Consider the following 12,892-nt stretch of genomic DNA (forward strand, 5'->3'; position numbering starts at 1 on the left):
CTCATGACGTGCCCGCACTTCCAGGGCTTGCTGGACCGACAGCTCCATCGTTCTTGACAACTTCTCTGTTCGGCTGGATGCTGGGCGCATGTTTCCCGTGGCGGTGATCGAAGACGCGGCGGCGGCCGAGGTGTCGCTGGACCCGGTCCGGGCCCGGCTGCTGGCCGAACTGGCCGAACCGGCGTCGGCGACGATGCTCTCCACCCGCGTCGGCCTGCCGCGCCAGAAGGTCAACTACCACCTGCGGGCGCTGGAGAAGCACGGCTTGGTGGAACTGGTCGAGGAGCGCCGCAAGGGCAACGTCACCGAGCGGATGATGCGGGCGACGGCGGCCTCCTACGTCATCTCGCCGACGGCGCTGGCCGCGGTCCAGCCGGACCCGGCCCGCTCGCCCGACCGGCTCTCCGCGCGGTGGCTGCTCGCCGTCGCCGGCCGGCTGGTGCGCGACGTCGGCCTGCTGATCACCGGCGCGGCCAAAGCCCAGCAACGCGTCGCGACCTTCGCCCTCGACGGCGAGGTGCGGTTCGCCTCCGCCGCCGACCGGGCCGCGTTCGCCGAGGAGCTCACGGCCGCCGTCACGACGCTGGTGGGCAAGTACCACGACGAGACGGCCGAGAAGGGCCGCCGCCACCGGGTGGTCGTCGCCGTGCACCCGAGTGTCCCGGAGGAGTCCTGAGATGGGGTACGAGTTCGAACTGACCGACGCCGCCGAAGTCGGGGCGACTCCGGAGCAGGTGTGGGAGGCCATCGCGACCGGGCCGGGCATCGACTCGTGGTTCATGGGCCGCAACGAGGTCGAGGGCGGCACCGGCGGCACGATCCGCGGCGCTTTCGGTGCCTACCGGCCCGAATTCCGGATCCGCGAGTGGGACCCGGCGGAGAAGCTCGCCTACGGCAGCGAGACCGCGCCGGACGGGCGGCGGATCGCGTACGAGTTCCTCATCGAGGGACGCGACGGCGGCAGCACGGTGCTCCGGTGCGTCACGAGCGGCTTCCTGCCGGGCGACGACTGGGAGGACGAGTTCGAGGCGATGACCGCGGGCGGCGAGCTGTTCTTCCGCACGCTGGTGGAGTACGTAACGCACTTCGCGGGCCGGACCGCGACGCCGGTCACGGCCTTCGGCCCGCCGGTGGGGGACTGGGACGAGGCGTGGACGCGGCTCGGTGCGGCGCTGGGCCTGCCGGCGCGCCCGGCGACGGGCGACCGGGTCCGGATCGGCCAGGAGGGCGTGGTCTACGCGGCGAACGACCAGACGGTGGGCGTGCGAACGGCGGACGCGATGTTCCGGTTCGTGCGCGGCATCCAGGGCGTGCTGGTCGCCTGCCACCACTTGTTCACCCCCGGCGCCGACGCGGACGTCGAGGAGAAGGCCTGGGGTGACTGGCTGAACCGGGTGTCCGGTTAGGTCGGCAGATTAGGTCGGCAGAGCGCCGGGCAGGCTCTGGGCCGTCTTCTTGCGGCGCAGCCAAACCCGCCGCGTCCCGTCGGCGTAAAGCCGTACGGTCCGCAGTTCCCAGCCCGCGAACTCCGCGTGGATGGAGAGCTGGATCGCCGCCGCACGCCGGGACACGCCCGGGGGGAGGTGCAGACGGCGATACTCCCAATCCCCTTCGACCACCGCCTCGCTGACCGCTGTCATGGCTGGATCACCTGGGTCCCTTCTCCGGCGGCCGAGCCGACGATCACCCGGCCGCTCTTCTCGTCCACCCCGACCGAGTCCGGCTGGCGCACGGTGGGGAACCGGTACTTCTCCACGGGCTCGCCGCCGCGGACGTCGAACCCCGCCACTTCGTTCCGTTCGGTGAGCGTCACCCACGCCAGGCTGCGCGTGGCGTCGTAGGCGATCCCGTACGCGCCGCCGGGCACCGGGTACCGCTGCTTCAGGATCAGCGGACCCGCCGAGAACGCCAGCAGCGCCCCCGCCCGCGCGTCGGTCACCAGCACCCGCCCGTAGGAATCCGCCACGGCGTTCGCGGCGCCGTCGCCCGCACGCAGGCCCTCGCCGACCTTCCCGGCCGCGACGTCGACCGAAAACACCGCCGTCCGCAGCCGGTCCAGCACCACCACGCCGCTCCCGGTGTCGACCACGTCGTCGGCGCTGTAGAGCTGCCCGCCGATCGTCCGCGCCGGACCCGCCGCAGGCAGCACCCGGATGTCCTTGCCCGCCCCCATCGCGACCAGCCGATCCGCTCCGAACGCGAGGCTCGACGCCGGCTGCCCGCCCGTCTTCGTCTCGGTCAGCCTCCGGTCCGGCAACGTCAGCTGCTGCACCACACCCTGATCCGGTTCGGCGATCTCGACCCGCCCCGGCGCCACCGTCAGCCGCGACACCTTGCCGTATAACGGCATATTCACCGGGGGTGACGCGAGCGCGTTCAGGTCGTACAGGCGCAAAGCGGGCGGAGAAGACACCGCCACGACGAGGGTCGCCGTCTTCGGATCCACGGCGACGGCCGACACCGAGCCGGCGTCGAGCACCTGACCGGCGGGCTTCACGGTTACGGCGGGGGAGACGGCCGGGCCCGCGGCGACGGGGTTCGCCACGATCTGCAGGTCGTCGGAGGTCGACTTGGCCGACGAACAGCCCGAGAGCACGAGGGCACCGGCGAGCGGGAGCACGATCCACGACACGGCGGCGAACCGACGCACGTTGCTGCCTCCAGGGGTCCCTCGGCGGGCGGTCTTCACCAGCATGCTCCTTGATCCCCGTGCCGTCACGTGCGTGTCACCGAACAGACACCTGGCGCTCATCGCGGCCAGCGTTCGGGGTAGCCGACCTCGATCGCGCTGACGTCGTCGAGCGCGGACCGGATGGCGGGCGGGAGGGTGATGTCCTCCGCCGTCAGCGAGCCGGTGAGCTGGCCGGTGTCGCGCGCGCCGACGACCGGGGCGACGACGCCGGGCCGGTCGCGGACCCAGGCCAGGGCGACGGCCAGCGGTGACGTGCCGAGCCCGTCGGCGGCGGTCGCGACCGCCTGCACGATCCGGGCGGCGCGGTCGGTGCGGTGGTGCTCGACGTAGCCGGCGTAGGCGCTGTTCGCGCCGCGCGAGTCGGCGGGCGTGCCGGTGCGGTACTTGCCGGTCAGGACGCCGCGGCCCAGTGGCGCCCAGGGCAGCAGCCCGATGCCGTGGTGGGCGGCCGCGGGCACGACCTCGCGGTCGACGCCGCGTTCCAGCAGTGAGTACTCGACCTGGGTGGAGACGAGGGGAGCGACGGCGGAGGCGCCCGCGGCGGCGGTGGCCAGCTGCCAGCCGGCGTAGTTCGAGACGCCGACGTAGCGAACCTTTCCGCTGGTCACGGCGTACTCGAGGGCGGAGAGCGTCTCGGTGAGCGGCACGCAGTCGTCCCAGGCGTGCAGCTGCCACAGGTCGATGTGGTCGGTGCCGAGCCGCTTGAGCGAGCCGTCGAGCGCGGTGAGCAGCGCGCCGCGCGAGGCACCGCCGCCGAACGGGCCGTCGTCGCGCCGGGCCACGGCCTTCGTCGCCAGCACGACGTCGTCGCGGGGCACGAGGTCGCCGAGCAGCGAGCCGAGCACCCGCTCGCTCTCGCCCTCGCCGTAGATGTCGGCCGTGTCCACCAGGGTGCCGCCGGCGTCGACGAAGGCGACCAGCTGGCTGGCCGCCTCCTCCGCGTCCGTGTCGCCACCCCAGGTCATGGTGCCGAGCGCCATACGGGAGACGCGCAGTCCCGAGCGGCCGAGCAGTCGCTTTTCCACGACCGCCGAGCCTAGTGGGCTGCCCCGTCCGGAGGAGACCAAGGTGAGTCGTGTCGCGATCATGGCCCCCGTTAGGGTCTGGCCCCGTGCGACTCGGACTGAATCTCGGCTACTGGGGAGCGGGGAACGACCCCGCGAACCTGGCCCTGGCCAAACAGGCGGACGAGCTCGGCTACGCGGTCGTGTGGGCCGCGGAGGCCTACGGCTCGGACGCGGTGACCGTGCTCACGTGGATCGCGGCGCAGACGGCGCGGATCGACGTCGGTGCCGCGGTCCTGCAGATCCCGGCCCGCACCCCGGCGATGACGGCGATGACCGCCGCGACCCTCGACACGCTCTCGGGCGGCCGGTTCCGGCTCGGTCTCGGCGTGTCCGGCCCGCAGGTGTCCGAGGGCTGGCACGGCGTGCGCTTCACCTCGCCGGTGGGCCGCACGCGCGAGTACGCCGGGATCGTGCGGACGGCGTTGCGCCGTGAGCGCCTGAAGTTCGAGGGCGAGCACTTCACGCTGCCGCTGCCGGACGGGCCAGGGAAGGCGCTGCGGCTGACCGTCCGCCCGGCCCGCAAGCACATCCCGCTCTACCTGGCCGCGATCGGCCCGAAGAACCTGGAGCTGGCCGGGGAGATCGCCGACGGCTGGCTGCCGGTGTTCTTCTCGCCGGCACACGCGGGGGAGCAGCTGGCCCACGTCCGCGCCGGCGCCGAGCGGGCCGGACGCACCCTGGACGGCTTCGATGTCGTGCCGTCCGTGCCGCTGGTGCCCGGCGACGACTGGCGGACCTGCGCGGACGCCGTGCGCGGCTACGCGGCGCTGTACCTCGGCGGGATGGGGAGCAAGGAGAAGAACTTCTACAACCGGCTGGCGTGCCGGATGGGATTCGCGGCCGAGGCCGCCGAAGTGCAGGAGAAGTACCTGGCCGGCGACCGGGCCGGGGCGATGGCGGCGGTGCCGCCGGAGTTCCTCGACGCGACGTCGCTGCTGGGTCCGAAGGAACGGATCGCGGAAAAGATGACGGAATACGCCGAAGCCGGCGTGACGACCCTGTCGGTGTCGCCCTACACGCCGGAGCCGGCCGCAGCGCTGCGCACGGCCGTCGAGGCCCTGGAACTGGCGGGGGTGGCCTGACGTGGGCTGGTTCGAAGCACTCGTCCTGGGCCTGGTCCAGGGCCTGACGGAGTTCCTGCCGATCTCCTCGAGCGCGCACCTGCGGATCGTCGCGGCGCTGGCCGGCTGGGACGACCCGGGCGCGGCGTTCACCGCGGTCACCCAGATCGGCACCGAGCTGGCGGTGATCATCTACTTCGGGCCGAAGATCGGGAAGATCCTGCGGGCCTGGTTCTTCTCGCTCTACAAGGCGGAGTGGCGCCGCGACCCGGACGCCCGGCTGGGCTGGCTGATCATCGTCGGCTCGCTGCCGATCGTGGTGCTCGGGCTGCTGCTGCAGGACCAGATCGACAGCGCCTTCCGCGACCTGCGGATCACCGCGACCGTGCTCATCGTGTTCGGCGTGATCCTGCTGATCGCCGACCGGATCGGCAAGCAGAACCGCACGCTGGACGACCTCACCGTGCCGCACGGCCTGGGCTTCGGCTTCGCGCAGGCGCTGGCCCTTATTCCCGGCGTGTCCCGCTCGGGCGGCACCACGAGCGCGGGCCTGCTGCTGGGCTACACGCGGGCCGAGGCGGCGGAGTACTCGTTCCTGCTGGCGCTGCCGGCGGTGTTCGGCTCCGGGGTGTACAAGCTCAAGGACATCGGCTCGGGCGACGTGCCGGCCCAGTGGGGCCCGACGATCCTGGCCACGCTGGTCGCCTTCGGCGTCGGGTACGTCGTGATCGCCTGGCTGATGGCCTACATCAAGAAGCGCAGCTTCGTGCCGTTCGTGGTCTACCGGCTGGTGCTCGGCGTGCTGCTGTACGTGCTGATCTTCACCGGTGTCCTGGACCCGAACGCCGGGCCCGTCGGGCACTGAGGCCGCCCGCGTGGGGACCGCATGATCGGTCCCCACGTAGGGTGGGTCCCGTGAGTACGGTCATTCTGCTCCGGCACGGCAAGTCCACGGCCAACGGCGCCGGCATCCTGGCCGGGCGGTCCCCGAAGGTCAACCTCGACGACACCGGCCGTGCCCAGGCGGAGAAGCTCGTCGAACGCCTCGACGGGGTCCCGCTGGCCGGGCTCGTCGTGTCGCCCCTGCTGCGGTGCAAGCAGACGGTCGGCCCGCTCGCGGCCGCCCGGGACCTCGCGAAGACCGTCGAGCCCGGGCTGTCCGAAGTGGACTACGGCGACTGGACCGGCAAGGAGCTCAAGCACCTCGCGAAGGAGCCGCTCTGGCGGGTCGTGCAGGCGCACGCCTCCGCGGCGGTGTTCCCCGGCGGCGAGGGCCTGGCCCAGATGCAGGCGCGGTCGGTGGCCGCCGTCCGCGCCCACGACCGGCGGATCGCCGCCGAGCACGGCGACCACGCGGTCTGGCTGCTGTGCAGCCACGGTGACGTCATCAAGGCCATCCTGGCCGACGCGCTCGGCCAGCACCTCGACGCCTTCCAGCGGATCGTCGTCGACCCCGCGTCCATCTCGGTCGTGCGCTACACCGAGACGCGGCCGTTCGTGATGCGGGTCAACGACCACGGCGGCGACCTGCGCGGCATCGTGCCGCCGGCACCCAAGCCGAAGCGGGGCAAGAAAGCCGGGCCGAGCAGCGACGCCGTGGTGGGCGGTACCACGGGCCGGTGACGCCGGCCACCTCCGGAAAGCGCTGACATCCACACAGGTCGACCCCGTAGGGTGGCGGGACCGAGTGTTGTCCCCGACCAGGAGCCTGCCCCGATGATTTCGCCGGACAATCCGTTCGCCGCACCCAGCGAGCTGCCCTACGCCCTGCCGCCCTTCGACCGGATCTCCGACGAGCACTACCGGCCCGCGTTCGAGGCCGGGCTGGCCGAGCACGCGGCAGAGATCGAGCAGATCGCGGCGCAGGACGCCGAGCCGACGTTCGAGAACACCATCGTGGCCCTCGAGCGCGCCGGCGAGCTGCTGGGCCGCGTGGCGAGCGTGTTCTACAACCTGTCCGGCTCCAACAGCACCGACGAGATCCAGGCCATCCAGGCGGAGTTCGCGCCGAAGCTGGCCGCCCACCACGACGCGATCCACCTGAACCCGCAGCTGTTCGCCCGGATCGACGCGCTGCACACCCGCCGCGACGAGCTCGGCCTCGACGAAGAGTCGCTGCGGCTGCTGGAACGGCGGCACACCGACTTCAGCCGGGCCGGGGCCGGCCTCGGCCCGGCCGAGCAGGCCCGGCTGCGCGAGCTCAACGAGCAGCTCTCCACCCTGCAGACGAAGTTCCAGCAGAACCTGCTCAAGGACACCAACGAGCTGGCCGTCGTCATCGCCGACCGCGCCGAGCTCGACGGCTTCGGCGAAGGCGCGATCGCCACCGCGGCGGAAGCGGCGTCCGCGCGCGGCGAGGACGGCAAGTACGTGCTCACGCTGAGCCTGCCGACCAGCCAGGCCTCACCGCTGGAGACCCTGCGCGACCGCGACGTCCGCGAGCGCATCCACACCGCGTCGATGGCGCGGGGCAACCGCGGCAACTCCTTCGACAACAACGCCGTCGTGGCCGAGATCGTCCGCCTGCGCGCGGAACGGGCCGTGTTGCTCGGCTACCCGAACCACGCCGCGTACGTCATCGCGGACGAGACGGCGAAGACCGCCGAAGCCGCCGCGGGGCTGCTGGAGCGGCTGGCACCCGCGGCCGTCGCGAACGCCCGCGCCGAAGCCGCCGAACTGCAGCAGCTGCTGGAAGCCGACGTGCCGGACGCGAAGCTGCGGCCGTCGGACTGGCCGTTCTACGCCGCCCAGGTCCGCCGCGAGCGCTTCGAGGTCGACACCGAGGCCCTGCGCCCGTACTTCGAGGCCGACCGCGTGTACCTCGACGGCGTCTTCCACGCCGCCACCAAGCTGTACGGCCTGACCTTCACCGAGCGGGACGACCTGCCCAAGTACCACCCGGAGGTCCGGACCTTCGAGGTCTTCGACGCCGACGGCACCCCGCTGGGCCTGTACCTGCTCGACCTGTACACCCGCGACGCCAAGCGCGGCGGCGCCTGGATGAACACCTTCGTCGACCAGTCCGAACTGCTCGGCCGCAAAACGGTCGTGGTCAACGTCCTCAACGTGAACAAGCCGCCGGCGGGGGAGCCGACCCTGCTCACCTTCGACGAGGTCGTCACCGCGTTCCACGAGTTCGGGCACGCCCTCCACGCGCTCGTTTCGTCGGTCCGCTACCCGACGTTCTCCGGCACCAACGTGCCCCGCGACTTCGTCGAATACCCCTCCCAGGTCAACGAGATGTGGATGCTGTGGCCGGAAGTCCTGGCTCACTACGCGAAGCACCACGAGACGGGGGAGGCGCTGCCGCAGGAACAGGTGGACAAGCTGCTCGCCGCCCAGCAGTACGGCGAAGGGTTCTCCACCACCGAGTACCTGGCGGCGTCCCTGCTCGACCAGGCCTGGCACGGCCTCGGCGTCGACGACCGGGTGGGGGAGGTGCAGCGGTTCGAGGCGGAAGCCCTCGTGAAGGCCGGCGTGGCCGTCGAAGCGATCCCGCCGCGCTACCGCACGACCTACTTCGCCCACATCTTCAGCGGCGGCTACAGCGCCGGGTACTACTCCTACATCTGGAGCGAAGTCCTCGACGCCGACACCGTCCAGTGGTTCCGCGAAAACGGGGGACTGACCCGCGAGAACGGCGACCACTTCCGCCGCACCCTCCTCGGCCGGGGCGGCAGCATCGACCCCATGGACGCGTTCCGCGCCTTCCGGGGCCGCGACCCGGAGATCGAGCCCCTGCTGGCCCGCCGAGGTCTCAGCGGAGTCTGATCTCCAACTGTATAACGGCCTATACGGTGGGGCTGGTTTTCCAACCACCCCCACCGTATACGAAAAAGAAAGCCAAAGACGCGGCTCAGGCTGTGACGGCTCGCGCGCCCGTGACGATGTGGTCGACGAAGCCGTACGAGAGGGCTTCGTCGGCGTCGAACCAGCGGTCGCGGTCGGCGTCCGCGGTGATGCGCTCGACGGTTTGGCCGGTCTGCCGCGCCGTGATCTCCGCGATCCGGCGCTTCATCCTGCCGAACACCTCGGCCTGGATGGCGATGTCGGTGGCGGCTCCGCCGATGCCCGCCGAGGGCTGGTGCATGACGATGCGGGTGTTGGGCAGCAGGTAGCGCTTCCCGGGGGTGCCGGAGGAGAGCAGGAACTGGCCCATGGAGGCGACGAACCCGAGGCCGTACGTGGTTACGTCGGGTTTGACGAGCTGCATGGTGTCGTAGATGGCCATGCCCGCGGTGACCGAGCCGCCGGGTGAGTTGATGTAGAAGGTGATGTCCTTCGCCGGGTCGTCGGCGGCGAGCAGGAGCAGCTGCGCGACGATCCGGTTGGCCACCTCGTCGGTGACCTCGGAGCCGAGGAAGACGATGCGGTCGCGCAGGAGCTGCTGGTAGACCGTGTCGTCGGGTGACGTGGTGGGTGCCTGCATGTCGGGTACGGCGAGAAGGGTCATGGGCCGACGGTAGGGCGCAAGATCCGGTCCGGGGGCCCGGTTTCGCTGTGAGCGTGCGGTGTTCGCCGGACGCGAAAGGGGGCCGCCGTCCGGAGTGGACGGCGGCCCCCGGTGCGTGGGTGGCTCAGATGAGGCCGAGCTTCTGCACGGTGTCGCGTTCCTCGACGAGTTCCGCGACGGAGGCGTCGATGCGCGCGCGGGAGAAGTCGTCGATCTCGAGACCCTGGACGATCTTGTACTGGCCGTTCTCGGCGGTGACCGGGAAGGACGAGATGAGGCCTTCGGGGACGCCGTAGGAGCCGTCGGAGGCGACGGCGGCGGAGGTCCAGTCGCCGGCCGGGGTGCCGTTGACCCAGGTGTAGACGTGGTCGATGGCGGCGGAAGCGGCCGAGGCGGCGGAGGAGAGGCCGCGGGCTTCGATGATCGCCGCGCCGCGCTTGGCGACGGTGGGGATGAAGTCGCTCTCCAGCCAGGCCTGGTCGACGGCGTCGGCGATGCTCTTGCCGCCGAATTCGGCGTGCTGGACCGAGGGGTACTGGGTGGCGGAGTGGTTGCCCCAGATGGCGACCTTCTTGAGTTCGGTCACCGGGACGCCGAGCTTCTTGGCGAGCTGGGCGAGGGCGCGGTTGTGGTCGAGGCGGGTCATCGCGGTGAAGCGGTCGGCGGGCACGTCGGGGGCGTGCGAGCGGGCGATGAGGGCGTTGGTGTTGGCGGGGTTGCCGACGACGAGGACCTTGATGTCGTCGGCGGCGCCGGCGTTGATGGCTTCGCCCTGGGGCTTGAAGATGCCGCCGTTGGCTTCGAGGAGGTCGCCGCGCTCCATGCCCTTGCTGCGGGGGCGGGCGCCGACGAGGAGGGCGATGTTGGTGCCTTCGAAGGCCTGCTTGGGGTCGTCGAAGATGTCGGTGCCGGCGAGGAGGGGGAACGCGCCGTCTTCGAGCTCCATCGCGGTGCCCTCGGCCGCCTTGACCGCCTGCGGGATCTCGAGGAGCCGCAGCTTCACCGGGACGTCCTGGCCGAGGAGCTGACCGGACGCGATGCGGAAGAGCAGCGCGTAGCCGATCTGGCCGGCGGCGCCGGTGACGGTCACGTTGACTGGGGCTTGGGTCATTGCGGTTCTCCAGCTTGAGACGACTTTGGCTAGTGCTGTGGAGCCTATCCCTCCTGGGCGTCGCCGGTCGGGTGCGTCCAGTCACTGTTGTGAGGATCGCTTTTCAGGGGGCTCCGGGTGGCGAAGCCCCCGGCCCGGGGCAAAGCCCCGGTTGTTGCAGCTCGCTTTTCAGGGGGCTCCGGGTGGCGAAGCCCCCGGCCCGGGGCAAAGCCCCGGTTGTCACAGCTCGCTTTTCAGCTGTCGGTGACGTTGGCGGCGAGGCGGTGGAGGAGGTCGGCGAGCTGGGCGATCTCGGTGTCGGTGAGGCCTTGGCGCATGCGCTGGTCGTGGGCGATGGCGGCGGTGGCGAGGTGGTGGAAGAGCTTTTCGCCGTCGTCGGTGAGTTCGACGAGGTGGACGCGGCGGTTGGCGGGGTCGCGGCGGCGGGTGACGAGGCCGGCGTCTTCCATGCCGTTGAGGTGGTGGGTGAGGGTGGCGCCTTGGATGCCGACGGCGTCGGCGAGTTCGCGTTGGTTGGCGGCGGGGGTGGTTTTGAGGGAGATGAGGATCTGCCAGATGGGCTGGGAGCCGCCGGCGGCGGCGAGGGCTTGGTCGAAGGCGCGGGCGGCGGTTTTGGCGGTGCGGGCGAGGACGACGCCGATGGGGGCGGTGGTGGGTTTGGGCACGGCGGAACTCTAACGCAGATGCCGAGAAGTCTAAGCGTTTGACATCTAACGGTTAGACTTCTAACGTTGAGGCATCGAACGGAAGGGGAACGCGATGAGCGTCGAAGAGCAGGTCCGCGAGTTCGGCCGGGTGTGGGCCGCGGCGGAGGAACGCGGCGACACCGAGGTGCTGGCCGAGTTGGTCACCGACGGGTTCCGCCTGGTCGGTCCGCTGGGGTTCGTGCTGGACCGCGACCAGTGGCTGGCGCGCTACGCGGGCGGCGGGCTGGTCACGGAGAAGCTGGGGTGGACCGAGGTCGAGGTCCGCGAGATCGGTGGCACCGCGATCGCGATCGGCGTGCACGAGCAGGTGGCGACGCACCAGGGGAACCCGGTGAACGGGCGCTTCCGCGCCACGCACGTGCTGGTCCACGCGGATGACCGCTGGCGGCTGGCGGGTATCCACCTGAGCCCGATCGGTGCGCCGTTCGCCCCCGGCGGTGACCGGCGATGAGCGTCGAGCTGAACCACACGATCGTGTGCGTCACCGACCGCGGGAAGTCGGCGGAGTTCCTGGCCGGGATCCTGGGCCTGGAGGCCGGGCCGGTCGCCGGGCCGTTCGTTCCCGTCCGGCTCGCGAACGGCGTGACCCTGGACTACCTGCGGGTGGATCACGTGACGAGCCAGCACTACGCGTTCCTGGTCGGCGACGACGACTTCGACGCCGCGCTGGCGCGGATCGAAGCGGCCGGTGTCGCGTACTGGGCGGACCCGTTCCACGAACGGCCCGGTGAGGTCAACGGCCTCAACGGCGGCCGCGGGATCTACTTCGAGGATCCCGACGGCCACAACATGGAACTGCTGACGAGGGGGTAGCCGTGCGCTTGAGCATCGGGATCACGGACTTCTCGTGGCCGGACAAGCTGACCGACGAGCTGGCCGCTGTCGCGGTGGCGGCCGAGGACGCCGGGCTGGACACGCTGTGGGTGGCCGATCACCTCCTGCAGGCCGACCCGCACAGCAGCGCGGACTCGGCCATGCTCGAGGCCTACACGACGCTGGGTTTCCTCGCCGGCCGGACCGCCCGGATCGGGCTGGGCACGATGGTTTCGGCGGTGACGTTCCGGCCGCCGGCGCTGCTGGTCAAGGCCGTCACCACGCTGGACGTCCTGTCCGGCGGGCGGGCGCGGTTCGGCATCGGTGCCGGGCACCACGACGGCGAGGCGCGGGCGATGGGCCTGCCGTTCCCGCCGGTGGGCGAGCGGTTTGCGCGGGTGGAGGAGACCGTGCGGCTGGCGCTGCGGATGTGGGCGGGCGACGAGTCGCCGTTCGAGGGTGAGCACTACCGGCTCGAGCGTCCGATCGGGAGTCCGCGGCCGGTGCGGCGGCCGCGGATCCTCGTCGGCGGGGCGGGTGAACGGCGGACGTTGCGGCTGGTCGCGCAGTACGCCGACGCGTGCAACGTCTTCGACGTCCCGGACGGCGGGCGGACGGTGCGTCACAAGCTCGCCGTCCTGGCGCGGCACTGCGAAGAGGTGGGGCGGCCCTACGGGGAGATCGAGAAGACGATCAGCACCCGGCTGGCCCCCGGTGAGCCGGCGGAGTCGTTCGCGCGGCGCTGTGAGGAGTTCGCCGGGTGGGGCATCGATCACGCGGTGGTGATCACGGCCGGTCCGTGGCCGGTGGCGGGGGTCGAGACGCTGGGGCGAGTGGCGGCGTTGATCGGCTGAGCCGGACGTCACGCGGGTGATCGTGGGCGGTCGCCGGGGGAGCGGGGGCGCGAAATCGTTTTCTCCGAGCATTTATTCGCGTCCGCCGGAATGGGCTTTACGAAAATTGTCGAAACGTGAGCAATGTCGCTTGG

General features: G+C 71.3%; 15 protein-coding genes. 9 read left to right on the plus strand and 6 right to left on the minus strand.

The features are described 5' to 3' along the window. Window positions 1–88 precede the first annotated feature (88 nt). Both ACFVYA_RS38060 and ACFVYA_RS38065 read left to right on the plus strand, forming a co-directional pair. The gene (locus ACFVYA_RS38060) at window positions 89–676 is read left to right on the plus strand and encodes an ArsR/SmtB family transcription factor (RefSeq protein ID WP_387052010.1); all 588 of its coding nucleotides are present in this window, start codon (window positions 89–91) and stop codon (window positions 674–676) included. 1 nt (window position 677) lies between these two features. After that, window positions 678–1,406 carry an SRPBCC domain-containing protein gene (locus ACFVYA_RS38065; protein WP_285991699.1) on the plus strand — a complete coding sequence of 243 codons (729 nt, stop codon included), beginning with the start codon at window positions 678–680 and terminating at the stop codon, window positions 1,404–1,406. Window positions 1,407–1,415: 9 nt separating this feature from the next. Here ACFVYA_RS38065 and ACFVYA_RS38070 read toward each other — a convergent pair whose 3' ends face one another. From ACFVYA_RS38070 to ACFVYA_RS38080, 3 genes are all read right to left on the minus strand, one after another. Beyond that, on the minus strand, window positions 1,416–1,640 hold the full coding sequence (locus tag ACFVYA_RS38070) for a DUF5703 family protein (RefSeq protein ID WP_004561940.1): 225 nt from the start codon (window positions 1,638–1,640) through the stop codon (window positions 1,416–1,418). Continuing rightward, window positions 1,637–2,650 (minus strand): YncE family protein, encoded by a 1,014-nt coding sequence (locus ACFVYA_RS38075; protein WP_387052011.1) that lies wholly within the window; start codon window positions 2,648–2,650, stop codon window positions 1,637–1,639. The genes ACFVYA_RS38070 and ACFVYA_RS38075 overlap by 4 nt, the downstream gene beginning before the upstream one ends. 98 nt (window positions 2,651–2,748) lie before the next feature. Further along, on the minus strand, window positions 2,749–3,717 hold the full coding sequence (locus ACFVYA_RS38080) for an aldo/keto reductase (RefSeq protein WP_387052012.1): 969 nt from the start codon (window positions 3,715–3,717) through the stop codon (window positions 2,749–2,751). An 86-nt stretch (window positions 3,718–3,803) separates the two neighbouring features. Between ACFVYA_RS38080 and ACFVYA_RS38085 the strand changes: the two genes are divergently transcribed. The 4 genes from ACFVYA_RS38085 (at window position 3,804) to ACFVYA_RS38100 (ending at window position 8,591) form a co-directional block, all read left to right on the plus strand. Further along, on the plus strand, window positions 3,804–4,841 hold the full coding sequence (locus ACFVYA_RS38085; RefSeq protein ID WP_387052013.1) for an LLM class F420-dependent oxidoreductase: 1,038 nt from the start codon (window positions 3,804–3,806) through the stop codon (window positions 4,839–4,841). Between the two features lies 1 nt (window position 4,842). Then, a complete protein-coding gene (locus tag ACFVYA_RS38090) occupies window positions 4,843–5,685 on the plus strand; it encodes an undecaprenyl-diphosphate phosphatase (RefSeq protein ID WP_387052014.1) in 843 nt (280 codons plus the stop codon). Between the two features lie 50 nt (window positions 5,686–5,735). Beyond that, window positions 5,736–6,443: a histidine phosphatase family protein gene (locus ACFVYA_RS38095; protein WP_387052015.1), complete on the plus strand. Its 708-nt coding sequence runs from the start codon at window positions 5,736–5,738 to the stop codon at window positions 6,441–6,443. A gap of 93 nt (window positions 6,444–6,536) precedes the next feature. Beyond that, window positions 6,537–8,591 carry a M3 family metallopeptidase gene (locus ACFVYA_RS38100; RefSeq protein ID WP_387052016.1) on the plus strand — a complete coding sequence of 685 codons (2,055 nt, stop codon included), beginning with the start codon at window positions 6,537–6,539 and terminating at the stop codon, window positions 8,589–8,591. Window positions 8,592–8,676: 85 nt separating this feature from the next. Here ACFVYA_RS38100 and ACFVYA_RS38105 read toward each other — a convergent pair whose 3' ends face one another. From ACFVYA_RS38105 to ACFVYA_RS38115, 3 genes are all read right to left on the minus strand, one after another. Next, window positions 8,677–9,273, minus strand: a complete 597-nt coding sequence (locus ACFVYA_RS38105; RefSeq protein ID WP_387052017.1) for a ClpP family protease — start codon at window positions 9,271–9,273, stop codon at window positions 8,677–8,679. A 124-nt stretch (window positions 9,274–9,397) separates the two neighbouring features. Continuing rightward, on the minus strand, window positions 9,398–10,384 hold the full coding sequence (locus ACFVYA_RS38110) for a malate dehydrogenase (RefSeq protein WP_086846689.1): 987 nt from the start codon (window positions 10,382–10,384) through the stop codon (window positions 9,398–9,400). A gap of 233 nt (window positions 10,385–10,617) precedes the next feature. Beyond that, window positions 10,618–11,049 (minus strand): MarR family winged helix-turn-helix transcriptional regulator, encoded by a 432-nt coding sequence (locus ACFVYA_RS38115; protein ID WP_387052018.1) that lies wholly within the window; start codon window positions 11,047–11,049, stop codon window positions 10,618–10,620. A gap of 94 nt (window positions 11,050–11,143) precedes the next feature. On the opposite strand from ACFVYA_RS38115, the gene ACFVYA_RS38120 reads away from it, so the two are divergent. Genes ACFVYA_RS38120 through ACFVYA_RS38130 form a run of 3 tightly spaced genes read left to right on the plus strand, consistent with a single transcriptional unit; the run spans window position 11,144 to window position 12,758 of the window. Then, entirely contained in the window at window positions 11,144–11,542 is a 399-nt protein-coding gene (locus tag ACFVYA_RS38120; RefSeq protein ID WP_387052019.1) for a nuclear transport factor 2 family protein, read from the plus strand. Beyond that, window positions 11,539–11,904: a VOC family protein gene (locus ACFVYA_RS38125; RefSeq protein WP_285991709.1), complete on the plus strand. Its 366-nt coding sequence runs from the start codon at window positions 11,539–11,541 to the stop codon at window positions 11,902–11,904. The genes ACFVYA_RS38120 and ACFVYA_RS38125 overlap by 4 nt, the downstream gene beginning before the upstream one ends. 2 nt (window positions 11,905–11,906) lie before the next feature. After that, window positions 11,907–12,758: a TIGR03560 family F420-dependent LLM class oxidoreductase gene (locus ACFVYA_RS38130; RefSeq protein ID WP_387052020.1), complete on the plus strand. Its 852-nt coding sequence runs from the start codon at window positions 11,907–11,909 to the stop codon at window positions 12,756–12,758. The last annotated feature ends 134 nt before the right edge of the window (window positions 12,759–12,892 follow it).

This window comes from Amycolatopsis sp. NPDC058278 (assembly GCF_042881395.1).
Taxonomy (GTDB): Bacteria; Actinomycetota; Actinomycetes; order Mycobacteriales; family Pseudonocardiaceae; genus Amycolatopsis.